Genomic DNA, 23,103 nt, shown 5'->3' with positions numbered 1-23,103 from the left:
GACGGCGGGCGTGGCGTAGGTTGCGGGCATGACCCTCGCCGACGTCGTCGACCCGTCCGTCTACGCCCCGCGCCTGACCGCCGCCGACCTCGGCGCCACGGTGCCCGACCCGATGGCCGCCCCGCCGGTGCGCTGGGGGGTGCTGGGCGCCGGGAACATCGCCTCGTCGTTCTCCGACGGCGTCCGCCTGCGCACGCGCGGCTCCGTGGTGGCCGTCGGGTCGCGCGACGCCGCCAAGGCCCAGGCGTTCGCCGACGCGCACGCCCCGGCGGCCCGCGCGCACGGCTCCTACGAGGAGCTGGTGGCCGACCCGGACGTCGAGGTCGTCTACGTGGCCACGCCGCACTCCCACCACCTCGAGCACGCCCTGCTGGCCGTCCGCGCCGGCAAGCACGTGCTCGTGGAGAAGCCGCTGACGCGGTCGGCCGCCGAGTCGCGCACGCTGCTGGACGCGGCCCGCGAGGCCGGCGTGCTGTGCCTGGAGGCGCTGTGGACGCGGTTCCTGCCGCACGTCGCCGCGCTGCGCGGCGTCGTCGCCCGCGGGGAGGTCGGCGAGGTGCGCACCGTGATCGCCGACTTCGCGGTGCTCAAGGAGTTCGACCCGCAGCACCGCCTGTACGCCCCCGAGCTGGCCGGCGGCGCGCTGCTGGACCTGGGCATCTACCCGCTGCAGCTGGCGCACGACCTGCTCGGCGTCCCCGACGCCCTGACCGCGCGCGGCACGCTGGCCGAGACGGGCACCGACGACCACGTGGCCCTGGTGCTCGAGTGGTCGGGCGGCCGCCAGGCCCTCCTGCACACCTCCACCCGCGTCGCGGGCCCCACCGCCGCGACCATCCTGGGCACCCACGGGCGGATCGAGCTGCCGCACGGCTTCTTCGCGCCCACGGGGTTCCGCGTGGTGCGGGCCGACGGCAGCACCGGGGAGTACACGAGCCCGCAGGGCGAGGGCAAGGCGTACGAGGCGGCCGAGGTGGCCCGCCTGGTCGCGGCCGGCGCCACGCAGAGCGCGCGGCACCCGTGGTCGGACACCCTCGAGCTGATGGAGCTGCTCGACGAGGCGCGCCGCCAGCTGGGCGTGGTGTACCCGGGGGAGTGAGCGGCGCGGCCCGGCGCCCGCGCCGGGCTCGCGCCCCCTCTCGCCCCGGGCCCGCCGGTGTGGGCGTCGCCGGATAGGGTTTCGTCGTGACTTTTCCCGGGTACTTCGTCTCGTTCGAGGGCGGCGACGGCAGCGGCAAGACGACGCAGGCGCGCCTCCTCGGGGAGTGGCTGGGGGAGGTCACCGGCCGCGAGGTGGTGCTCACCCGCGAGCCGGGCGGCACGCCGCTCGGGGCGGAGGTGCGCCGGCTCGTGCTGCACGGCGACCACGTGGACGCGCGGGCCGAGGCGCTGCTGTACGCGGCCGACCGCGCCCACCACGTGGCCAGCCTGGTGCGCCCGGCGCTCGCGCGCGGCGCCGTCGTCATCACCGACCGCTACCTCGACTCGTCCGTGGCCTACCAGGCGGGCGGCCGCGAGCTGTCGGAGGAGGACGTCGAGAACCTGTCGCTGTGGGCCACCCACGGGCTGCTGCCGGACGTGACGATCTTGCTCGACGTCGACCCCGAGGTCGCCGCCGCCCGGCTGTCCGGCGAGCCCGACCGGCTGGAGCGGGCGGGGCAGGAGTTCCACCGCCGCGCCCGCGAGACGTTCCTGCGCCGCGCCGCGGCCGAGCCGGCCCGCTGGGTGGTCATCGACGCGGCGGCCCCGCTGCAGGACGTCCAGGCGCAGATCCGTGTCGACGTCGCGGCCCGGCTCGACCTCACGCCCGTGGTCGAGGAGGCCGCGGCGGCCGCCGCCCCCGAGCTGCCGCCCGCCACGCTGGGCGAGCCCGCCGAGCTGCCGGTCGACGAGGTCGACGAGGTCGGCGAGGGCGGCGAGGGCGCCGCGGGGCCCGGCGAGCAGCCCGGCGCGGACGTGCGCGGCGACGCGGTGGCGGGCGACGCGGTGGCGGGCGACGCGCGATGAGCGTCTGGGACGACGTCGTCGGGCAGGAGCAGGCGGTGGCCGTGCTGCGCCGCGCCGCCACCGAGCCGGCGGCCATGACGCACGCCTGGCTGATCACCGGCCCGCCCGGGTCGGGGCGCTCCGTGGCGGCGCGGGCCTTCGCGGCGGCGCTGCAGTGCACCGGCTCGGACGGCGAGGACGGCGGCTGCGGCCGCTGCCACCAGTGCACGACGACGATGGCCGGCACCCACCCGGACGTCACCGTCGTGGCCACCGACAAGGTGGTCATCGCCATCGACGAGGTGCGCGACCTCATCGGCACCGCGGCCCGCACGCCCTCCCTCGGGCGCCGCCGCGTCATCGTGGTGGAGGACGCCGACCGGATGGCCGAGCGCACCACGAACGTGCTGCTCAAGGCCATCGAGGAGCCGCCCGCGCACACCGTGTGGGTGCTGTGCGCCCCGAGCGTCCAGGACGTGCTGCCCACCATCCGCTCGCGCTGCCGCGGCGTCGTGCTGCGGGTGCCGCCGCCCGAGGCGGTGGCCGAGCTGGTGGTGCGCCGCGACGGCGTCGACCCGGACACGGCGCTGTCGGCGGCGCGCGCCGCGCAGAGCCACGTGGGCCTCGCCCGGCGCCTGGCCCGCGACCCGGGTGCGCGCGAGCGGCGGGCCCGGGTGCTCGACGTCGCCCGGCGCATCCGCGGCGTGGGCGACGCCGTCCTGGCCGCGAACGAGCTGGTCGAGGTGGCCAAGGCCGAGGCGAAGGCGGCCACCGAGGAGCGCGACGCGCAGGAGCGGGCGGAGCTGATGCGCGCGCTGGGCGTCGGCGAGGGCGAGACGCTGCCGCCGCGGCTGCGCTCGCAGCTCAAGCAGCTCGAGGACGACCAGAAGCGCCGCGCGACCCGCCACCAGCGCGACGTGCTCGACCGGGCCATGGTGGACCTGCTGTCGCTGTACCGCGACGTGCTCGTGGTCCAGCTCGGGGCCGAGGTCGAGCTGGTCAACGCCGCCGAGGCGGGGCTGGTGCGGACCCTGGCGGCGGACTCCACCCCCGAGCAGACCATCCGTCGCATGGACGCCATCGGCACGGCGCGCGAGCGCCTCGAGGGCAACGTCGCGCCGCTGCTCGCGCTCGAGGCGATGGCGATCGCCCTGCGGCCGCAGGGCTGACCCGGCACCGTCCGACGCCGGGGCGACGGCCGCGCGCCGCCGGCGCCGGGCCACCACGGCTCCCGCCCGGTCTGCACAACCCGTCCACACGCGGTCGCGAGATCGGCCCGGGGCGACCGATAGGTTGGGCGGGTGAAGTCCCCCTCCACCACCTCTCGGCGCACGCTTGCCTCCGTCGTCTCCGCCTTCCTGGTGACCGCTCTGCTGCTGGCGGGGTGCTCGACACCGAGCCGGTCGCAGACCCCGCTCGACGACGCGACCGCCGGGAGCGCGTCCGCCCCGGGCGCGCCGGACGGGTTCGAGTCGTACTACGGGCAGTCGCTGGAGTGGAGCGACTGCGGCGGCGGCTTCGAGTGCGCGACGGCGTCCGCCCCGACGTCCTGGCAGGACCCGGACTCCGACCCGATCGAGCTCGCCCTCAAGCGGCACACCGCCACGGGGGACCGCAAGGGCTCGCTGCTGGTCAACCCCGGTGGTCCGGGCGCCTCGGGCATCGACTACGTCACGAGCGCCTGGACGGGGATGGGCAAGAAGCTGCGCGCGGCGTACGACGTGGTGGGCTTCGACCCGCGCGGCGTGGGCCAGTCGACGGCGGTGAGCTGCTTCGACGACGCGCGCAAGGACGAGTCGCTGGCCAAGGACTTCGACACCACCGAGGCCGGTCTGGCCGCCATGGCCGACGAGTACGCCGCGTGGGGCGCTGCGTGCGCCGAGAACACCGGCGAGCTGCTCGGGCACGTGGACACGCAGTCCGCCGCCCGGGACATGGACATGCTGCGCGCGGTGCTGGGCGACGAGAAGCTCAACTACCTCGGCTTCTCCTACGGCACCGAGCTGGGGGCCACCTACGCCGGGCTGTTCCCGGACCACGTGGGGGCGATGGTGCTGGACGGCGCCATCGACGTCACGCTCGACGCGGACGGGGTCTCCGAGGGCCAGGCGGCGGGGTTCGAGCGGGCGCTGCGCAACTACGTGGCCGACTGCCAGGCCGGCGCGGACTGCCCGCTGACGGGTGACGTCGACGCCGGCATGAAGCAGGTGCGCGACATCCTCGACCACGCCTTCGACTCGCCGTACCCGACCTCGAGCGGGCGGCGCGTGACCCAGAGCCTGGCGTTCTACGGGGTGGCCGTCACGCTGTACGACGAGCGCAGCTGGCCGGTGCTGACCCAGGCGATCCAGGAGGTCACCTCGCAGGGCACCGCCGACGTGTTCCTGTACCTGGCGGACTACTACAACGACCGCAACACCGACGGCGGGTACTCCACCAACTCGTCCGAGGCGTTCCGCGCCGTCAGCTGCCTGGACTCCCGCGGCAGCGAGGACCTGCCGACCCTGCAGGCCGAGGCCGAGCGGATCAGCGACGCCGCCCCGACGGTGGGCCGGTTCTTCTCCTACAGCGGGCTGACCTGCCACGACTGGCCGTACCCGGCGGTGGAGCACGACTTCGACCAGTCGGCGAAGGGCGCGCCGCCCATCGTCGTCATCGGCACCACGCAGGACCCGGCCACGCCCTACGAGTGGGCCGAGAAGCTGGCGGACACGCTGGACTCCGGCGTCCTCGTGACGTACGACGGCGAGGGCCACACGGCCTACGGGCGGTCCAACTCGTGCATCGTCGACGCGGTGGACGGGTTCCTCGTGGACGGCACGACGCCGAAGGAGGGGCTCACCTGCTGACGCCCGAGGCCCGCTCCTCGGCGCGGAATGCGGCGCCGACGTGCGCCGACGTCGGTGTGACCGACCACGCGGGCGGGCGTTTTGGAGCGCGGCCCCGCCGTCGGGTACCGTAGTCCCCGCTCACCGATCCGCACGGAGACGGTCGAGCACGCCGCCTTAGCTCAGTCGGCAGAGCGATTCACTCGTAATGAATAGGTCGTGGGTTCGATTCCCACAGGCGGCTCCGACAGAAGCCCCTGACCAGCGGAAACGCAGGTCAGGGGCTTCGTGCATCCCGGACGTGGGCGCCGAGGAGGGCGATTTGTCCCGTGGATGCCCCACAAATTGGTCCCCACCAGCGCCTTTGTGCGATTGCCGGCACCTCCGTCCCCGCAGGGTGTGGTGCACGCGGCACACCTGGCGGGCATGGACGAGCACATCATCAGCGACGGCGTCGTCGAGCGGCTGTGGACCCTGGACGACCTCGCGGCGTTCCTGCGGGTCCCCGAGGACACGATCCGGACCTGGCCGAAGCACGGCGAGGGGCCCAAGGGCTACAACGTCGGCCGGCACGTGCGGTTCAAGGCCACCGACGTCGAGCGGTGGCTGGAGTCCCGCGACCCCGCGGTGCGCTCGGTCGACCTGCACGCGAGGACGGTCACAGATCGGCGCGGGCGGGCTCCGCCTACGACCCGGAGGGCGAGTGGTGTGTGCCCTTCGGTCGGAGAGCTTGCGCCCGCCGGGTGATCTGCTCGGGGCGTCATTCCTCAGCGCGCCGGTGCCTCAGTGCGGATGCGACTCGCGGCTTCGCGGGAACCGCAGCATCCAGCGCGTCGAAGTAGAGGTCGTCAAGGGGCGTGGTGCCGTCCGCGCGGACGAACGCTTCTGTCGCGACGTCGAGGCAGGCGAGCGCGGTCGCGACGATGGCCGTCGCCGCCAGCTCGGCGTTGCCAGCGCGGACATGTCTCGACAGCGGCGGGACCAGCATCGTCTGCCATGCGAGGCGCTTCTCGATGTGACGGGCTCGCAACGAGGGGGTCTGGAGCATCATCCGCCCGATGGCGAGATCCTGCGCTGCGTCGGACCTCTGCTCCGCGCGAGCATCGTTCATGGCGAGCAGCAGCGCTGTCCAGGCATCCTCTTCGACTGGTCGGCTCGCCAGCGCGCGGGCGATCGCTTCGCCGCGGGCGAGCAGGTCGCTGAGCAGCACGTCCTCTTTTGTCCCGAAGTAGCGGAAGAACGACCGCCGCGAGATGCCGACGGCTGCGGCGATCTGGTCGACGGTGGTCGCCTCGAACCCGTTCTCGGTGAAGAGCCGGACGGCGGTCTCGACGATCTCCCGGCGCAAGGCCGCACGCTGACGCTCCCAGGCCACCCCGGAGGTGGATACGCTCACCCACCGATCGTACCAAGGTGTCATGCTGGCACTCAGTGCCAAGTGGGCATAGAGTGCCGCAATGATCGACTTCGCTTCGCAGACGGTGCTCGTCACCGGCGCTTCCTCCGGGATCGGACGGGAGTTCGCCCACGCCCTCGCCCGCCGGGGCAGCGCCCTCGTCCTGGTCGCTCGTCGCGCCGACAGGCTGCACGTCCTTGCCGACCGCCTCTCCGCCCAGCACTCCGTGCAGGTCGTCCCGCTGGTGGCCGACCTGGCGCAGCCGAACAGCCCGACCCGCCTGCACGAGGCGCTTGCGGCACAGGGCGTCCAGGTCACGAGCCTCGTGAACGCAGCCGGCTTCGGCACCTGGGGCCCATTCCTCGAGGAGGACGCCGACCGGGTCGAGCAAGAGATCGCAGTCGACGTCAGCGCGCCAGTCAGGCTCGCTCGCACGTTCCTCCCGGACCTCGTGCGTGCGGGCGACGGGTTCCTTGTCAACGTCGCCAGCATGGCCGCGTACACCCCGACACCGAGAATGGCCGTCTATGGTGCGGCCAAGGCCTTCGTGCTCAGTTTCACCGAGTCCCTCTGGGCTGAGCTTCGCGGCACGGGGCTGACGGTCTTCGCGCTCTCGCCCGGTGCAACGGCGACGGAGTTCAACTCGGTGGTGGGCACCGACAATGCCACCGCAGGTGCACGCATGCGCTCTCCCGAGGACGTCGTCGCCACCGCAATCGCCCACCTGGAGCGGCGCAACCCGGGCCCGAGCGTCATCGACGGGCGGTTGAACCGTGTCGCGTCGTTCGGCACTCGCCTCGCGTCCCGGCGACAGGTGGTGACAGCCCTGCATCGGCTCACCGACCCCGACCGGCGCAGGTAACGCCTCCCTCGCACACGTCGCTCCAAGCGGTGCGGATTCCCGTTCGTCCGGCGCTCGGCTCAACCAAGTACGTCGAACAGGCGTGCACCGCAGAAAGCAGCGGGGCACGCGCACTGCAGCGGTACATGCACCCGAGACACGTCGACAAGTCGGCGCACGCAAGTATGTGAGCCCCTCGAACGACGCATCACTTCCGGCGCCGACGGTCACCACGGTCTCGCCCTTGCGAGCGCGCTCCCGGTGTCCTCTTCGAGCTCGAGCTTCAGCTCGGCGCAGTGCACGACCGCGCGTGCGACTCGCTCGTGGACGACGAGGGCGTGGTCGCGACTCAGGTCCAGGCGGCCGCGACCGTGATGTTCGCGATCGCGGTGATGCCTGCGGCGTAGAGCCAGGACCGCAGTCCGGAGTCGGGCGTGCCGGCGACGCGCAGGCGCCGCTGCCGAACCAGTGCCACATGTCGCCGATCGAAGCCGTCCGCGTCGCCCTGCTTGTCGTGCACTTCGTGGGGTCGGCGGCGATCGTCGGCTCCTTTCGACCCAGGAACGATCCCCATGCCGTGCAGGTCGACCGGCGTGCGCAGCACTGAGCTGCCGGAGGTCGTCGAGGTTCGCAGCGCTCGTCCTGATGTTCCTTGAGGAGTGTGAGCTCGTACTCGACCCGAAGCGGGACCTCCGGGTAGGCGGTGCGGGTGGCGGGTGACGAGGCCGCCTCCTCCTTCCGGACGACGTGGGCGGGACCTCGATCTCGTCCGTCGGGAGGTGCACCGGCGGCTGGTCGCGTCCCTAGCGTCGAGAACGGCCGAGCGCTCGTGCGCGCAGGCCGTCCGACGACGACGGGAGAGAACGTGATCGAGGTGGAGGCGCTGGTGAAGCGCTACGGGTCCACGACGGCGGTGGACGGGCTGACGTTCACGGCCCGGCCCGGGACCGTGACCGGCTTCCTCGGGCCCGACGGTGCCGGGAAGTCGACGACGATGCGGATGATCGTGGGCCTGGAGCGCCCGACGGCCGGGACGGCGACGGTGGACGGGCGCCGGTACGCCGAGCTGGACGCCCCGCTGCACAGCGTGGGTGTCATGCTGGACGCCCGCTCGGTGCACCCGGGGCGCACGGCGTTCCGGCACCTGCTGGCGCAGGCCCGCACGCACGGCATCCCGCGGTCGCGGGTGGACGAGGTGATCGCCATGACCGGCCTGGAGCCGGTCGCCCACCGCCGGGCCGGGACCTACTCGCTCGGCATGGGTCAGCGCCTGGGGATCGCCGGGGCGCTGCTCGGCGACCCGGGAACCCTGATCCTCGACGAGCCGGTGAACGGGCTCGACCCCGACGGGGTGCTCTGGGTGCGCCGCCTGGTGCGCGACCTGGCGGCGGAGGGGCGGACGGTGCTCCTCTCGTCCCACCTCATGCACGAGCTCGCGCTGTGCGCCGACCGGGTCGTGATCATCGGCCGGGGACGGCTGCTCGCCGACGCGCCGGTGCACGAGATCGTCGAGCGCTCCGGCGGCACGCTCGAGGAGGCGTACCTGCAGCTGACGGCCGGCGCCGTGCAGTACCGCGGCCGGGCCACGACGTCGCCGACCACCACCACCGCAGGAGACGCCCGATGAGCGCGCACGCCGTCGCCGCACCGCGCGCGGCCCGGCCCGCGGCCGGCCGCGGGGCCATGACGTTCCGCGGCGTCCTCGCCGCCGAGTGGACCAAGGTCACCAGCCTGCGCGCGCCGTACTGGGCGGCCGCCGCCACCGCCGTGGCCTGCGGGCTCCTCACGTACGTCTCCGCGAACGCCTCGTCGGTGGACCCGGGGTTCGACCCGCTCGACTCGCTGACCTCGGGTGTCCTGCTCGCCCAGGTGGGGCCCCTGGTCCTGGGTGTCCTCGTGGGGACGGGGGAGTTCGCCACCGGCACGTTCCGCACGACGTTCGCGACAGTGCCGCGGCGCCTGCCCGTGCTCGCCGCCCAGGTCGTGGTCACCGCCGCGTTCGCGGTGGTCGCCGCGCTGCTGGCCGTGATCGCCGCGGTCGCGGGCATCCTGCCGGCAGCCTCCGGCAGGGGCATCGCCGTCGACCTCACCGCGGACGGGACGCCGCAGGTGCTCGTCGGCACCGCGCTGTACCTCGTCGGCCTGGCCCTGTGCGGGCTCGCCGCCGGCGCGCTGCTGCGCCGCACTGTGCCCGCCCTGGTCGGCATCCTCGTCCTCGTGCTGGTGCTGCCGGTCGGGCTGTCGCTGGCCACGGACGGCGGCACCGGCCCGGCGGCGCCCGCCGGCGCCGTGCCGGCGGACCCGGCGAGCACCCTCGTGACGTTCACGCCCAGCGGCGCCGCGTCGTTCCTCACGGCGCCCCCGGGCGGCGGCGGGGTGGCAGGGGCCCCGGACCTCGGCCCGTGGGGCGCGGCGGCCGTCCTCGCCGCGTGGGCGCTCGTCCCGCTCGTGGCCGCCGCGGTGCGCCTGCGCCGCCGCGACCTCGTCTGAGCGGAGGGATCCGATGACCACCAGGACGCCCGCCACCCGGGTCTCCTTCGCCGGCGTCCTCGCCGCGGAGTGGACCAAGCTCGTCGGCCTGCGCTCCACCCTCTGGGTGGCGCTCGGCACCGCCCTCGCCGCGGCGAGCCTGGCCTACGGGCTGAGCCTGTTCGCCGGCCGGGGCGACGGGCCCACCGGGGTGTCGCTCGTCGTCGCCGGCTCGGTGCTCGCCCAGACCGGGGCACTCGCGCTCGGCGCGCTGGTCGGCGCCGGCGAGCACAGCAGCGGCGCCGCCACGGCCACGTTCACCGCGGTGCCCCGGCGGCTGCCGGTGCTCGCCGCGCAGGCGGTCGTGACGGGCGCCGGCGCGGGCGTCACCGCGGCCGCCGCGCTGGCGGCGTCCGCGCTCGCGACGACCGACGCGCGCACCCGGGCGGGGCTCGTGCTCGAGCTCGCGGACCCCGAGACAGCACGGATGCTCGCGGGCTTCGTGCTCCACCTCGTCGGGGTGGCGCTGCTCGGCCTGGGTCTCGGGGCCCTGCTGCGCCGCCCGGGGGCGGTGATCGTCGCTGGGGTGATCCTGCTCGTCGTCGTCGACCAGCTCCTCGCGACCAACCCCGGGCAGGTCACCGACACGCTGCGCGCCGCACTACCCGGCGCCGGGGCGCGCCTGCTCCTCGACGACGCGGCGCTCGCGGCGCTGGACGCGGCGAGCCGGGGGCCGCGGCTGGGGGCATGGGGCGGCGGTCTCGTCCTGGCCGGGTGGGCCGTCGGGGCGCTCGCGGCGGGAGCCGGGCGGCTGTGCCGGGGCGACGTCACGCGATGACGCCCAGCGATGGGAAGGTGGGGGCCGTGAGCGATGCCGACCTCGTCCCGACGCCGACCCAGGTGCAACGAGCGGGGCCGGTGCGGCGCTGGGCCGCCGCCCACCCCTGGGCCACCGACGCCGCGCCCGCCGCGGTGGTGCTGCTGCTCGGGCTCGTCACCGTGACCCTGGCGTGGCAGACCGTGCAGGGGTCCACCAACCTGGGGATGTACTCGCCGGGTGCGTCCGCGGCGTGGGCGGTCCCGACGGCGTGGTCGGTCGGGGCCGTGCTCGGGGCGGCGCTCGTGGCCGCCCGGCGCCGGTGGCCGCTCGGCGTCACCGGCGCGCTGACCGTCCTGGCCGTCGCCTCCTTGGGCACGGCCGCCGTGCTCGGCGTGCTCGGGGTCTGCCTCGCCTGCGCGCTGCACGCCGTCGCCGCCGCCCGCCCGGCGCGCGCCACCTGGCTCACCGCCGCGGCGGTGTTCGCCGTCCTCGTGGTCGCGCAGTGGGCGTGGCAGGACATCGGGCTCGCCGAGATCCTGCTGTGGGCGGACGCGCCGGTGTCCTCCGCCGGCGGGCCCCCGCGCGCGCTCACCGAGCCGCCCTTCTCCTCGGGCCGCCGCTCGGCCTCGGTGTCCCTGCTGCTCGCGCTGCTGCTGCTCGGTGTCGCCACGGGGTCGGCGGCACGCGCGCGGCGGCGGCACGCGCTCGACCTGGTCGAGCGCTACGCGGCGCTGGCGCGCGAGCGCGACCAGAGCGCCGCCCTCGCCCGGGCCGCCGAGCGGGCCCGCATCGCGCGCGAGATGCACGACGTCGTCGCCCACAGCGTGTCGGTGATGGTCGCCCTGTCCGACGGCGCCGCCGCCGCCCTCGACCGCGCCCCGGACCGCTCGCGCGACGCGCTGCGGCACCTCTCGCGCACCGGCCGCGAGGCACTGACGGACATGCAGCGGGTGCTCGGTGCCCTCGACCCGCGGGAGGCCGGGGCGGGGGAGCGCCCGGAGCCGGCGGTGACGGACCTGGCCGTCGTGGTCGACCGGTTCCGCGCCGCAGGGGTCCCCGTGTCGGCGAGCGGCCTCGAGGTGCCGCTGCCCGCCGACACCTCGCTGCGCCTGGCCGTGGCTCGCGTCGTCACCGAGGCGCTGACCAACGTGCTGCGGCACGCGCCGGGCACCACCGGGGCGCACGTCGGCGTCCGCCGCGACGCGCGGCAGATCGAGGTGGAGGTCCTCGACGACGGCGGCACCCGGCCGTCGGCCGGCGGCGGGACCGGGCGGGGCGTCCTCGGCATGCGCGAGCGCGCCGCGGTCCTCGGCGGCCGGGTCGAGGCGGGGCCACGGGCCGGAGGAGGATGGCGCGTGCACGTCGTGCTGCCCTGGGACGGCAGCGGCGAGGGCCGCGCCGAACGCCGTGTCGAGGACGAGGACGCGGACGAGGACGAAGGAGGCTGCGTGTGACCACGGTGCTGCTCGTGGACGACCAGGCCCTGCTGCGCATGGGCTTCCGGCTGGTGATCGAGTCCGAGCCGGACCTCGAGGTGGTCGGCGAGGCGACGGACGGGCACGTGGCGCTCGACCAGGTCGCCGCGCTTGGCCCCGACGTCGTGCTCATGGACGTGCGCATGCCCGGCATGGACGGCATCGAGGCCACGCGCCGGGTGGTGGCCGACCACCCGGGCTCGCGGGTGCTCGTGCTGACCACCTTCGACGTCGACGAGTACGCGTTCGCCGCCCTGCGCGCCGGGGCCAGCGGATTCCTGCTCAAGAGCGCGCGGCCCGACGAGCTCGTCGACGCGATCCGGACCGTCGCCTCGGGGACCTCGGTCGTCGCGCCGCGCGTCCTGCGGCGGATGCTCGACCTGTTCGCCCCGCACCTGCCGGCGGGTGGCGACCGTGCCCCCGCGGCCGACGTCGACCCGCGCCTGCGCGCGCTCACCCCGCGCGAGCTCGACGTCCTGCGGTGCGTGGCCGAGGGGCTCTCCAACGCCGAGGTCGCCGATCGTCTCGTCCTGTCGCCCACGACGGTCAAGACCCACGTCGGCAGCATCCTGGCCAAGCTCGGCGTCCGGGACCGCGTGCAGGCGGTCATCGTCGCCTACGAGACGGGGCTGGTCGGCCCGGACGGCGCGAGGTCGGTCGGCACCGGGGGCCCGCGGTCCGAGTGACCCGGGACCGCGGGCCGTCGGCTCGTTGCCACTGCGCGGCCCGCGCCGCCCGACCACCAGGGCGCGGGGTGGTGACGATGCCCAGGCAGCGGCTCGAGCCGGGGGAGCACGGCAGCGTCGGCGACGTCCCGTCCGACGGCCGCCGGGTGCGGGGTCGCGTCGGCGCGTTCCGGGTGAGGGGGCATCTGAGAGCTCCGCCGCGCGGCGGGCGGGTGAAAATCGGCCCCGAACGGGGTGAGGGCCACGAGGCCCCGCCCGCGATCTTCCCCTGGATCGCGGTCGGGGCCTCGATCTGTTGGGACCCGGTCGCTGCCTGCTCCCTCAAGCCCGATGCGACATCACGGCAACCATCGGTGGTGCGGGAACTGTGGCGCAGCGGTCGGGTTCGCTCGTGACGCGGTCTGTGACGCAGATCGGGGTTCGGGCGCGATGTGGATGCGCGCTCCGCAGCGTTCAGTGACCGCTGTCAGCCGATGCGCGTGCGCGAGTCCGAGCTCAATCGCGGACCCGCGACATCCTTGGAATGGCGCGGTCTTCCGGCATCCGTCGACGTCATCGCACATGTCGCGTCGGGACCTTCCGGTCGCCGCCTGATCTGCCGAGGGAGCAGGGACAGGCCGGGGTTCGATCCCACAGGCGGCTCAGCCAGAACCCCCTGAGCAGCGGAAATGCAGGTCGGAGCCTCGTGCGTCCAGGGCGTGGGCGTCCACCCACAAGGGCCGGCTGCTCGACATCAGCCGGGCCCTCGGGCCGCGTGGCCCGCACCTCGCTCACGGCCCCCGGACCGTCCAGACGGTCCGCGAGCGCGGTGGGCGAGCGAGGGCGTCGTCGCCGGGAGCACCGCGAGGACGCCCTCGCTGCGATCTCGGGCCGGTGGGCGACGATGCGTGCGCCGCCTGGCCCGTGTCTCGCTATCACAGCACCGCGGCGTCCTCCCGGATCAGGTCGGCGGCGCGCTCGGCGACGGTCATGATGAGGCCCACGGGATTGAGGGCGGACAGCGTCGGGAAGGACGAGGCGTCCACGACGCGCAGTCCGTCGATGCCACGCACCCGAAGCTGCGGGTCCAGCACCGCCAGCGGGTCGTCGTCGGCGCCCATCTTGCAGGTGCACGACACGTGGTAGACCGTCTGGTGCGTGGCCCGCAACGCCGCCGAGAGCTCCTCGTCGGTCTGCACGTCCGGCCCGGGGAACACCTCGCGCACCAGGTGCGAGGCGAACGGCTCCTGCTGGGCCACCTGGCGGGCCAGGCGGGCGCCGGCGACGAGCATCCGCTCGTCGCGGCCGTCGGGGTCGGTGAAGGAGCGGTAGTCGATGGTGGGGGCGTCGTCGGCCGACGGCGAGGTGATCCACACCCGCCCGCGGCTGCGCGGCTTGGCGACGTTGGGCACGAGCGAGACGTTGTTCGCCGGCAGCTCCACGCCTTCGCGCGCCGCGTGCACGCCCCAGGTCTCCAGCGGGATGTGCGTGGAGACGTCGGGCACCGGGCTGTCCTCGTCGACCGTCACGACGTAGCCGGCGTCCCAGCCTGTGGCGCTGACGGTGGGGCGCTCCGACCGGGCTTCCCAGATCAGCAGGCCCTCGGCGTGGTCCTGGAGGTTCTCGCCGACGCCGGGCAGGTCGAGCAGCACCTCGACGCCCGCGGCCTCGAGCACCGCACGGGGCCCGATCCCGGAGCGCATCAGCAGTGCGGGGCTGTCGATCGCCCCGCAGCTCACGATCACCTCCCGGCGGGCACGCAGCTCGCGCACGCCGCTTGCCGTGCGCACGAGCGCGCCGACGGCCCTGCCGCCCTCGACGACGAGCCGCTCGACGAGGCCGCCGAGCGTGACGTGCAGGTTGCCCCGCTGGTCGGCACCGCTGCGGACGTAGGAGTGCGATGCGGAGGACCGCTGGTTCGTCTCCGGGTCGTAGCCGATCTCGAAGTAGCCGGCACCCCCGCGGAACTCCGTGTCGTTCCACGTCTCGCGCACCGGCAGGCCGAGCGCCGTGGCCGCGGAGTCGATGACCTCCTGGAGGTAGGGGTTGCGGTCCTGTGGTGCGACAGGGTTGACCGGGGCGAGCAGGCGGTCGTAGTAGGGGTTGACGGCGTCGTAGTCCCAGCCCTGCGCGCCGAGGGCGACCCACTCCTCCATGTCCCCGCGCAGCGGCCGCCAGGTGATCATCGTGTTCGCGGTGGAGCAGCCGCCCAGGATGCGCAGGCGTGCCTGGCGGATGAAGGAGTTGCCGCGCTCGTTCGGCACGCTGCGGTAGTCGAGGTCGTACTCGCCCTCGAGCATCTCCGCCCAGCGGCGGATGGAGTGCGCGCGGGGCTCGTCGGCGTCGGAGGGCCCTGCCTCCACCAGGCCGACGTTCACGGCAGGGTCCTCGCTGAGGCGCGCGGCGACGACGCAGCCGGCGGTCCCGCCGCCCAGCACGAGATAGTCGACGAGGTCGGGGGTGTCGTAGGCCATGCTCATCCCTTCTCGGGCCCGGCGAACCAGGTGGTCTTCAGCCAGGTGAACTTGTCCATCGCGTGCAGCGACAGATCGCGGCCGAACCCCGACTGCTTCACGCCGCCGAACGGTGTCGTCACGTCGAGCGCGTCGACGGTGTTCACCGACACCGTGCCGGCGTGCAGGGCGCCGGCGACGCGGCGGGCGCGCTGCAGGCTGTCGGTGAACACGGAGGCCGCGAGTCCGTACTCGCTCGCGTTAGCACGGGCGACGGCGTCGGCCTCGTCCCGGAACGTCGAGATCGCGAGCACCGGGCCGAACACCTCCTCGCGGGAGAGCGCCGCGGTCGGGGGCACGTCGCGGAAGGCGGTGGGCTCGACGTAGTAGCCCCCGGTCGCCTCGTGGAGGCGGTTGCCGCCGAACGCGAGCGTGGACTCGGCGCGGGCTGCCTCGACGTGGCCGAGGACCCGGTCGAGCTGCTGGGCGCTGATGAGCGGGCCCATGGTCGAGGCGGGGTCGAGGGGGTCGCCCACCCGCAGGTCGCGGACGCGGGCGGAGATGCGCTCCAGCAGCTCGTCGGCGACGGGCTCCTCGACCAGGAGCCGCGAGTTGGCCGAGCACACCTGTCCCGAGCACCCGAAGATGCCGACGACGGCCTTCGCCGCGACCAGGTCGAGGTCGTTGGCGTCGGCGAAGACGAGGTTCGCGCTCTTGCCGCCGCACTCGAGCCAGACCTGCTTCATGTTGGACTCGCCCGCGTAGCGCAGGAACAGCTTGCCGACGGCGGTCGACCCCGTGAACGCGATCGCGTCGACATCGGGGTGCCGGCCCAGGGCCTGCCCCGCCTCGTCGCCGTACCCGGGCACGACGTTGAGGACGCCGTCGGGCAGACCGGCCTCGGCGGCCAGCTCGGCCAGGCGAAGCACGGACAACGGCGACTCCTCGGCCGGCTTGAGGACGACGCTGTTGCCGGCGGCGAGGGCGGGGGCGAGCTTCCAGACCGCCATCTCGAGCGGGTAGTTCCAGGGCACGACGGCGCCGACCACGCCGAGCGGCTCGCGCGTGACGATCGCGAGGTCGGTGGGAGCGGTGGGCGCCACCTCGCCATACTGCTTGTCGATCGCCTCGGCGTACCACTGGAGGATCGCCGCGGAGCCCGGGACGTCGACCGTCGAGGTGTCGGTGATGAGCTTGCCGCCGTCGAGGGTGTCGAGCAGTGCGAGCTCGTCGGCGTGCTCGCGGACCTTCTCCGCCAGCCGGAGCAGCACCGACTTGCGGTGGCTCGGCGCGGCGCGAGACCAGGCCCCGGAGCTGAAGACCCGGCGTGCCGCCGCCACCGCACGGTCGACGTCCTCGGCCTTGCCGCGGGCGACCGAGGCGAGCACGACGCCCGTGGCAGGGTTGACGGTGGTGAACTCCTCGCCGTCGGCCGCGTCGGTGAAGTCGCCGTCGATGAAGGCGTGACGGCGCGGCTCGATCGTGGTCACGAGCTGCGCCCAGTCGTCACGGGTGCGCACGGGGGTCCTCCTCGGGGACGAGGCCGGCGAGGACGGCGTCGATGGCCGTCTGCGCCAGCAGGACGGCGCCGTCGCGCACTGCGCGGTCCGCAGTGGGTGTCGCGGCGGCGTCGGCGAAGGCGGGCTGGTGGTTGACGGCGGGCAGCGAGCCGATGTCGAGGTACGGGTGGATCGCACGAACCCGCTGGGAGACGTTGCCCATGTCGGTGGAGGCCGTCGCCATGCCTCGGGGGCCGCGCTCGGCGAGGTCCATGTCGCGACCGAGCGCGGCGGCGTTGGCGGCGAAGAGCCGCGCCAGCTCGTCGTCGTTGCGGAACTCCGCGTAGCGGGGGCTGGTCTCCTCCAGCTCCCACGAGCACCCGGTCGCGAGCGCGCCGGCGGCGAAGCAGGCCTTGACCCGTTCGAACACGTCCGCGAGCTCCCCGAGCGTCTCAGCACGCACGTACCAGGCGCCGCAGGCGGATGCGGGGATCGCGTTGGGGGCGGTACCGGCCTCGGTCACGACGCCGTGCACGCGGACCGACGTGGGAAGCTGCTGCCGGAGCAGTCCGATGGCGACCTGAGCCACGGTGAACGCGTCGGCCGCGTTCCGGCCCAGGTGCGGGTAGGCGCCTGCGTGCGAGGCCACGCCGCCGTAGCGCACCTCGAAGTGGGCGACCGCGCGGGGGCGGGCGTAGACGGCGTCGGCCGGCCCGGGGTGAATCATCATCGCGAACGCCAGGTCGTCGAAGCAGCCCGCCTCGAGCATCGGGATCTTGCCGCCGCCGCCCTCCTCGGCGGGCGTGCCGACGACGCGCACGGCGACGCCGAGCTCGTCGGCGACGGCCGCGAGGGCCCAGGCCGCGCCGAGCGCGGCGGCGGCGATGATGTTGTGCCCGCAGGCGTGGCCGAGACCCGGCAGCGCGTCGTACTCGGCCACGAGGCCGACCGTCGGTCGCGCGCCCGTCCCCGTGCGGTGCTCGGCGACGAACGCGGTCTCGAGCCCCGCGGCCCCGCGCTCCACCGTGAAGCCGCGGGCCTCCAGCGCGTCGGCGAGGACCGCCGCCGAGGCATGCTCCTGCCAGGCGGTCTCGGGGTGGGCGTGCAGACGGTGGCTGACGTCGAGCAGGTCGCCGAGCTCGGCGTCCACCCGCTCGACCACCCGCCGCTTGAGACCCGCCGCCGCCATCACAGGTCTCCCGGCACGCCGTAGGAGGGCGCGGCCTCGGGGTCGAGGGCGCGCGTGAGGTAGTCGCGCTTCTGCGGCAGCCACAAGTCGAGCAGACGGGCGAGCTCGGCCGCGGGGTCGTCGGCGTCGTCGACCCGCAGGTCGGTGACCCGCCACGCGGCGTCCTCGACGACGGCGAGGCCGGCCGAGCGCACGGGGCCCGCCTCCCCTCCGGCGGCGACCGCCCCGAGGAACCCGTCGAGGAGCCGCGCCTCGAACGTCGTCGCGGTGCTGTCCCGGTAGGCGTCGACCATGGCCTGGACGACCTCGGGCCCGGCGAGCATGTTGCCCGCGGCCACCGCTTGCGGCCCCGTCGCGACCGCGTGGGTCCCGAGCGCCCGGGCGCCGGAGAAGTGTGCGACGCGGCCGGCGGCGTCGACGACGGTGAGCTGGCGGTGCTCCGGACGGGCGTCCTCCGCGAGCGCCCGGTCGAGCGCGGATGCGGCATCCGCGCCCGCGGCGAGTGCCTCGAGGACCAGCGGCCCGAGCGCAGGGTTGGTGACGTTCTGCGAGGCGGCGGCGCCCACGCCGGGGCGCAGGTGCAGGCAGCGTGAAGCGACCGCGGGGCTCGACGAGCTGAGCACCATGCCGAAGGCGCCCGTCGCGGGATCGCGGGCGGCGAGCGAGAAGGTCACGACGCCGCCCCGCTGACCACCGCTGTGGCGTCGATCTCGACCAGCCACTCGGGGCGGGCCAAGGCGTCGACGACCAGTCCGGTGGAGACCGGGTGGACGCCCTTCAGCCAGCGGCCCATCACGCGGTACACGGGCTCGCGGTAGCGGATGTCGGTGAGGTAGACGACGACCTTGACGATGTCCGCCAGACCGCTGCCCGCCTCGCGCAGCAGCAGGTCGATGTTGGCCATCGCCTTCTCGGCCTGCGCCTCGACGTCACCGATGCCCACGCTCTCGCGGGTGTCCAGGTCCTGGCCGATCTGCCCGCGCAGGTAGACGACGCCGCCCGCGACCACGGCCTGGCACAGGTCGTTGTCGAGGCTCTGCTCGGGGTAGGTGTCCTTCGTGTTGAAGGGACGGATGCGGGTGTGGGTCGGCATGCTCATCGCAGGCGCTCCATCTCGGGAAGGGTCGTGGGGGAGAGGGATGCCGCCTCGTCGTAGGCGTGGTAGCCGCGCTGGATCATGATCTGGTCGGCGATGTACTTGGCGTCGTGCCAGACGCCCCAGATGAAGCTCGAACCGCGCCGTGACTGCCAGGGCAGACCGAGGAAGTAGACGCCGGGCTCCGCGGACACGCCGCGCTGGTGCCGTGGCCTGCCCCGGTCGTCGAAGATGTCGGCGTGCAGCCAGCCGTAGTCGACGGCGAACCCGGTCGCCCAGACGACCGAGGTGACCCCGGCAGCGGCGAGGTCGAGCTCCAGGAGAGGATCGGTCACGCACCGCGGGGCGGGGCCGAGGACCCGTGCGGCCGGCTCCCGCGGCAGGTCAAGTCCGTTGGCCTCGACGTAGGCGTCCGCCTCGTCGAGCAGCGACAGGTAGCTCGCGTCACCGTTCGCGATGTTGCGCGCCAGGTCGGGAGCGAAGCGGACGGTGCCGTCGTCGTACGCGACGGTCCGCCCGACGAGCTGGATGCCGTCGGCGGCCAGGTCGCGGAAGTCGACGGTGTGCCCGCCGTCCGCCCCGCTGACGGCGATCGTGACGTGCTCGGCGCCGTGAGGAGGCGCCGAGGCGTCCCACTTGCCGAGGACGCCGAGCCACCAGACGAAGTCGCGTCCGCGGTACCTGCGCGGAGGGCGGTCGTGCGGCCCGACGGACAGGTAGACCTGCCGGCCCGACCGCTGGATCTCGGCGGCGATCTGCACCCCCGAGGACCCGGCCCCGACAACCAGAGCGGCACCCCCCGGCAGCTGCTGCGGGTTGCGGTACGAGCTGGAGTGGATCTGCGTGATCCCGGCGTCCTCGGGAACGAGCGCCGGGATCACCGGCCGCTGGAACGGGCCGGTCGCCGCGACGACGTAGCGTGCATCGATGGTCCCGTCTGAGGTCTCCACGCGGAACCCGGCGCGGCCGACGTGCCGGCGCACGGAGGTCACCTCCACGCCGCAGCGGATCGGCGCGCCGAACTTCTCGGCGTAGGCGAGGAGGTAGTCCGCGACCTGCTCCTTCGAGGCGAAGCCGTCGGGGTCGACGTCCGAGAACTCCAGGCCGGGGAACCGGTCGTGCCAGGCGGGCCCGTTCGCGACCAGGGAGTCCCACCGCTCCGAGCGCCAACGCTCGGCGACGCGGTGGCGCTCCACCACGAGGTGCGGCACACCGTGGCGGGTGAGGTGCTCGCTCATCGCGACCCCGGCCTGGCCCGCGCCAACGACCAGGACTTCGATCTCTTCACTCGACATGCCACTCCACTTCGGTACGTGCATCTCTTCGGTCGCCCAGCGCCGTCAGGTGTGGCGTGGCCGGGCAGGGGCAAAGCTCGGGAACACCGGCAGCGGAAGCTCCTCGACGCGCCGGTAGGTGCCGCGCACGAGGAGGAGGGGATCGCCGGCGGGGGTGTGGGTCGCGTCGGTGACCTCGCCCACGGCGACCACGTGCGAGCCGCGCTCGTACAGGCCCGTGACGCGACACTCGAGCGAGGCCACGGCGTCATGCAGCGCAGGGCCGGCCGGGGCGTGCTCGTCCCAGTCGCCGCCGGTGAAGTCCCGCAGCTCGGCGTCGTCGTCACGGTGGCCGGTGAAGGCGTCAGACACGTCGTCCTGGCCGACCGCGAGGTAGTTCACCCGGAAAGCGCCGTGCGCTGCGAGCGCGGCGCCGACCGGGCTGCCGACCTCGACGCAGGCCAGGACGGTCGGTGGAGCGTCCGGCACGATCATGAGCGCGCTGGTGGTCTGCCCGACGCTGCTGTCGCGCCCGTGGCAGGTGATGACGGCGACCGCGGTCGCGACCTCGTCCATCGCCTCGTCGTAGCGATCCCGCAGGCTGCTGTCCCGGGGTCTTGGCATGGCGCGCTCGCTCCTGTCGATCTGCTTCTGGCGAGCGCCAAGTCTTGAAGCGGGAAAGGGGCTGAGCAAATAGCGGCAACGCATTTCTCGGATCGGATCTGACGATGCAACACGGACGCCACATCACGGAAACAAACGCGACGAGGCCATGGCTGCGCCCGCGGCCACGCGGGTCGTCGGACGCCGCCCGCGGCAGCCCATCGGATGCGCAGATGGATACAGCGGCTTGACATCACCGACGCAAATCCGAAACGCGGGCGCGCGACGCTACTGCCGTGATGCGCAAGGCGAGGCCCGGGTTCACCCTCACGCAGCTGAGCTACTTCGCCCGCGCGGCGGAGCTCGGCTCGATGACCGACGCCGCCGCAGACCTCTTCGTCGCTCAGTCGGCCGTCTCCACCGCTGTGCAGCACCTCGAACGCGTGCTCGAGACGCAGCTGTTCATCCGTCACCGCACCAAGGGTCTGCAGCTGACCGCCACCGGTCAGGAGCTCCTCACCCGGGCCCGCGTCGTGCTCGGCGCCGTCGACGACACCCTGGACGCCTTCCGGCCGGACGCTCTCACCGGGCCGCTCCACGCGACGTGCTTCCCGACCCTCGCCCCGTTCTTCCTGCCTCGGATCATCCACGACCTGACCCTCAATCACCCAGGGATCGAGCCGCGGATCCGGGAGGGCACGGTCGACGAGATCGTCCGGGCGCTGGCCAGCCGGGCCATCGACGTAGCCCTGACCTACGACCTCGGCCTCGGTGACGGCATCCGTACCGAGCACCTGGCGACTGCCCCGGTCTACGTCGCGCTGGCGAGGGACCACCCGCTCGCCGGCCGCGGCGCCCTGTCGCTGCGCGAGCTGGCGGACCAGCCGATGATCCTGCTCGACATGCCCGTCAGCGGCGACTACTTCACGGAGCTGTTCACGTCGCAGGGCCTGGCTCCCGACATCCGCTACCGGTTCGCCAGCTTCGAATCGGTCCGCGCCATGGTCGCCCGCGGTCACGGCTTCACGCTGCTGCACCAACGCCCTGCGTTCGACCGGAGCTACGACGGCAGCCGGCTCACCGCGGTCCAGCTCCTCGATGACGTGCGTGGCCTCGACATCGTGCTGGCCACCCGCGAGGGGGAGCCGCTCAGCCGCAAGGCCGCGGCCTTCGCACACTACGCCCGCGCGGCGCTCCAGGCCGCCGTCTCCGCCGCGGCCGGGACGGACGTGCCTCCTGCGGCGAGCACCGCCGGCTGACGGCGGCGATTCCGCTGCGGCCGAGGGTGCGGTGGCAAAGGCGACGGGTCCGGGCGCGATTTCTCTGTGTTTCACATTCGTTTCGCCGTGATTGTGGCCGGATTGCATCCGAAGAACAGATGCAGAAGGTCGGCATCGGCTATTTGCCGCCCCCGTCGCGACGCGCCCAGACTGGCGCCGGCCCCACCCTTTCTCGCGATTTCCCGTACTCGATCCAGGAGTGATCCCGTGTCCCTCGCAACGCTTTCCTCCCGCGCATCGACCCCCGCTCGGGTCGGCGCCCTCGTCTCGATCGTCAGCGTGGCCGGGCTCGCCCTGGCCGGGTGCGCGGACAGCAGCAGCGCCGCAGACGGCGGCTCGTCCGACGACACCGTCACCATGGCTACCGAGCCGTGGCTCGGCTACGGCCCCTGGTACATCGCGCAGGACGAGGGCTATTTCGAGGACCAGGGCGTGGACGTCGACCTGGTCAGCTTCGACACCGACGCGGACGGCGCCGCCGCCCTGGCGTCGGGTCGGGTCGACATCGCGAACCTGGCGACGCAAGAGGTGCTGCGCCTGATCGAGAGCGGCATGGACCTGAAGGTCGTCCTGCTGCTGGACGCCTCCCGCACAGCCGACGCCATCCTGACCGATCCGTCGATCACGTCGGTCGAGCAGCTCGCCGGAAAGGAGGTCGCGTTCGAGGAGGGGTCGGTGTCCCACCTGCTGCTCAACGACGCGCTCGCGAGCGCCGGCCTCACGCTCGACGACATCGTCCCTGTACCGATGCCCGCCGCCGAGGCGGCGACCGCCCTCGCCTCGGGCAAGGTGCCGGCGGCCGTGACCTACGAGCCCTACATCTCCGAAGCGGCGGGCGCCGGCGAGTTCACCCAGCTCTACACCGCCGCCGAGAACGAGGGCCTGATCTCCGACGTCATCGTCGTGACGCAGGAGGCGCTGGACGAGAAGCCGGAGGCCATCCAGGCCGTGGTGGACGCCTGGGCGCCGGCGATCGACTTCTACGACTCGAACACCGAGGAGGCGCAGCAGATCATCGCCGACAACATCGGTTCGTCGCGCGACGACCTCGTGAGCGCCTTCGAGGGAGTGCACTACTACACCCTCGAGGAGAACAAGACATTCCTCGGCGGCGAGTACGCCGAGCGCATCTTCCCGCTGGTGGACGAGGCAGCGACGTCAGCCGGGATCGTCGAGGGCAAGACCGAGGACCTCGGCGGCCTCGTCGACACGCAGTTCGTCGAGTGACC

At 73.8% G+C, this 23,103-nt stretch carries 21 protein-coding genes, 1 tRNA gene and 1 pseudogene; 14 read left to right on the top strand and 9 right to left on the bottom strand.

Annotated features, from left to right (window positions below; genetic code table 11):
- Positions 1-28: 28 nt before the first annotated feature.
- The 6 genes and pseudogenes from GSF02_RS01590 (at position 29) to GSF02_RS01565 (ending at position 5,561) form a co-directional block, all read left to right on the top strand.
- The gene (locus GSF02_RS01590; RefSeq protein ID WP_159792030.1) at positions 29-1,099 is read left to right on the top strand and encodes a Gfo/Idh/MocA family protein; all 1,071 of its coding nucleotides are present in this window, start codon (positions 29-31) and stop codon (positions 1,097-1,099) included.
- Positions 1,100-1,185: 86 nt separating this feature from the next.
- A pseudogene (gene tmk, locus GSF02_RS01585) lies at positions 1,186-1,809 on the top strand (dTMP kinase); the annotation flags it as partial.
- Between the two features lie 194 nt (positions 1,810-2,003).
- On the top strand, positions 2,004-3,155 hold the full coding sequence (locus tag GSF02_RS01580) for a DNA polymerase III subunit delta' (RefSeq protein WP_159792026.1): 1,152 nt from the start codon (positions 2,004-2,006) through the stop codon (positions 3,153-3,155).
- 132 nt (positions 3,156-3,287) lie between these two features.
- Positions 3,288-4,835 (top strand): alpha/beta hydrolase, encoded by a 1,548-nt coding sequence (locus GSF02_RS01575; RefSeq protein WP_159792024.1) that lies wholly within the window; start codon positions 3,288-3,290, stop codon positions 4,833-4,835.
- Positions 4,836-4,985: 150 nt separating this feature from the next.
- Positions 4,986-5,058, top strand: a tRNA-Thr gene (locus GSF02_RS01570).
- Positions 5,059-5,240: 182 nt separating this feature from the next.
- Entirely contained in the window at positions 5,241-5,561 is a 321-nt protein-coding gene (locus GSF02_RS01565) for a helix-turn-helix transcriptional regulator (protein WP_159792022.1), read from the top strand.
- Positions 5,562-5,574: 13 nt separating this feature from the next.
- On the opposite strand, the gene GSF02_RS01560 is transcribed toward GSF02_RS01565, so the two are convergent.
- Positions 5,575-6,210 (bottom strand): TetR/AcrR family transcriptional regulator, encoded by a 636-nt coding sequence (locus GSF02_RS01560; protein ID WP_201308719.1) that lies wholly within the window; start codon positions 6,208-6,210, stop codon positions 5,575-5,577.
- 61 nt (positions 6,211-6,271) lie between these two features.
- On the opposite strand from GSF02_RS01560, the gene GSF02_RS01555 reads away from it, so the two are divergent.
- On the top strand, positions 6,272-7,072 hold the full coding sequence (locus GSF02_RS01555) for an SDR family NAD(P)-dependent oxidoreductase (protein WP_159792020.1): 801 nt from the start codon (positions 6,272-6,274) through the stop codon (positions 7,070-7,072).
- 328 nt (positions 7,073-7,400) lie between these two features.
- Here the strand turns inward: GSF02_RS01555 and GSF02_RS01550 are convergent, their stop codons facing one another.
- Positions 7,401-7,655: a hypothetical protein gene (locus GSF02_RS01550; RefSeq protein ID WP_159792018.1), complete on the bottom strand. Its 255-nt coding sequence runs from the start codon at positions 7,653-7,655 to the stop codon at positions 7,401-7,403.
- A gap of 261 nt (positions 7,656-7,916) precedes the next feature.
- Between GSF02_RS01550 and GSF02_RS01545 the strand changes: the two genes are divergently transcribed.
- From GSF02_RS01545 to GSF02_RS01525, 5 genes are read left to right on the top strand one after another with little or no spacing between them, the layout of a single operon-like run.
- Entirely contained in the window at positions 7,917-8,678 is a 762-nt protein-coding gene (locus tag GSF02_RS01545) for an ABC transporter ATP-binding protein (protein ID WP_159792016.1), read from the top strand.
- Positions 8,675-9,541: an ABC transporter permease subunit gene (locus GSF02_RS01540; protein WP_235915291.1), complete on the top strand. Its 867-nt coding sequence runs from the start codon at positions 8,675-8,677 to the stop codon at positions 9,539-9,541. The genes GSF02_RS01545 and GSF02_RS01540 overlap by 4 nt, the downstream gene beginning before the upstream one ends.
- 13 nt (positions 9,542-9,554) lie before the next feature.
- Positions 9,555-10,358 carry a hypothetical protein gene (locus GSF02_RS01535; RefSeq protein WP_159792014.1) on the top strand — a complete coding sequence of 268 codons (804 nt, stop codon included), beginning with the start codon at positions 9,555-9,557 and terminating at the stop codon, positions 10,356-10,358.
- 26 nt (positions 10,359-10,384) lie between these two features.
- Positions 10,385-11,794 carry a sensor histidine kinase gene (locus GSF02_RS01530; protein ID WP_235915290.1) on the top strand — a complete coding sequence of 470 codons (1,410 nt, stop codon included), beginning with the start codon at positions 10,385-10,387 and terminating at the stop codon, positions 11,792-11,794.
- Positions 11,791-12,501 (top strand): response regulator transcription factor, encoded by a 711-nt coding sequence (locus tag GSF02_RS01525; protein WP_159792010.1) that lies wholly within the window; start codon positions 11,791-11,793, stop codon positions 12,499-12,501. Before GSF02_RS01530 ends, GSF02_RS01525 begins: the two co-directional genes overlap by 4 nt.
- Positions 12,502-13,415: 914 nt before the next feature.
- Here GSF02_RS01525 and GSF02_RS01520 read toward each other — a convergent pair.
- From GSF02_RS01520 to GSF02_RS01490, 7 genes are read right to left on the bottom strand one after another with little or no spacing between them, the layout of a single operon-like run.
- Positions 13,416-14,954: a GMC family oxidoreductase gene (locus tag GSF02_RS01520; protein WP_159792008.1), complete on the bottom strand. Its 1,539-nt coding sequence runs from the start codon at positions 14,952-14,954 to the stop codon at positions 13,416-13,418.
- 2 nt (positions 14,955-14,956) lie between these two features.
- A complete protein-coding gene (locus tag GSF02_RS01515; RefSeq protein WP_159792006.1) occupies positions 14,957-16,453 on the bottom strand; it encodes an aldehyde dehydrogenase in 1,497 nt (498 codons plus the stop codon).
- Positions 16,440-17,621, bottom strand: a complete 1,182-nt coding sequence (locus tag GSF02_RS01510; protein ID WP_159792004.1) for an amidohydrolase — start codon at positions 17,619-17,621, stop codon at positions 16,440-16,442. Before GSF02_RS01510 ends, GSF02_RS01515 begins: the two co-directional genes overlap by 14 nt.
- Positions 17,621-18,295 (bottom strand): DUF1028 domain-containing protein, encoded by a 675-nt coding sequence (locus GSF02_RS01505; protein ID WP_159792002.1) that lies wholly within the window; start codon positions 18,293-18,295, stop codon positions 17,621-17,623. Before GSF02_RS01505 ends, GSF02_RS01510 begins: the two co-directional genes overlap by 1 nt.
- On the bottom strand, positions 18,292-18,720 hold the full coding sequence (locus tag GSF02_RS01500; protein ID WP_159792000.1) for a RidA family protein: 429 nt from the start codon (positions 18,718-18,720) through the stop codon (positions 18,292-18,294). Before GSF02_RS01500 ends, GSF02_RS01505 begins: the two co-directional genes overlap by 4 nt.
- Positions 18,717-20,012, bottom strand: coding sequence for a flavin-containing monooxygenase (locus GSF02_RS01495; RefSeq protein ID WP_159791998.1), 1,296 nt, complete (start codon positions 20,010-20,012; stop codon positions 18,717-18,719). Before GSF02_RS01495 ends, GSF02_RS01500 begins: the two co-directional genes overlap by 4 nt.
- Before the next feature lie 45 nt (positions 20,013-20,057).
- On the bottom strand, positions 20,058-20,567 hold the full coding sequence (locus GSF02_RS01490; protein ID WP_159791996.1) for a flavin reductase family protein: 510 nt from the start codon (positions 20,565-20,567) through the stop codon (positions 20,058-20,060).
- A 326-nt stretch (positions 20,568-20,893) separates the two neighbouring features.
- On the opposite strand from GSF02_RS01490, the gene GSF02_RS01485 reads away from it, so the two are divergent.
- Together GSF02_RS01485 and GSF02_RS01480 are read left to right on the top strand one after the other, a co-directional pair.
- Positions 20,894-21,853 (top strand): LysR family transcriptional regulator, encoded by a 960-nt coding sequence (locus GSF02_RS01485; RefSeq protein WP_159792130.1) that lies wholly within the window; start codon positions 20,894-20,896, stop codon positions 21,851-21,853.
- 66 nt (positions 21,854-21,919) lie between these two features.
- Positions 21,920-23,101: an ABC transporter substrate-binding protein gene (locus GSF02_RS01480; protein ID WP_328798984.1), complete on the top strand. Its 1,182-nt coding sequence runs from the start codon at positions 21,920-21,922 to the stop codon at positions 23,099-23,101.
- The last annotated feature ends 2 nt before the right edge of the window (positions 23,102-23,103 follow it).

The organism is Puerhibacterium puerhi, assembly GCF_009846865.1.
GTDB lineage: Bacteria > Actinomycetota > Actinomycetes > Actinomycetales > Cellulomonadaceae > Puerhibacterium > Puerhibacterium puerhi.
The sequence above is the reverse complement of the archived record's forward strand: the minus strand, read 5'-3'. Positions and strand labels throughout refer to the sequence as shown.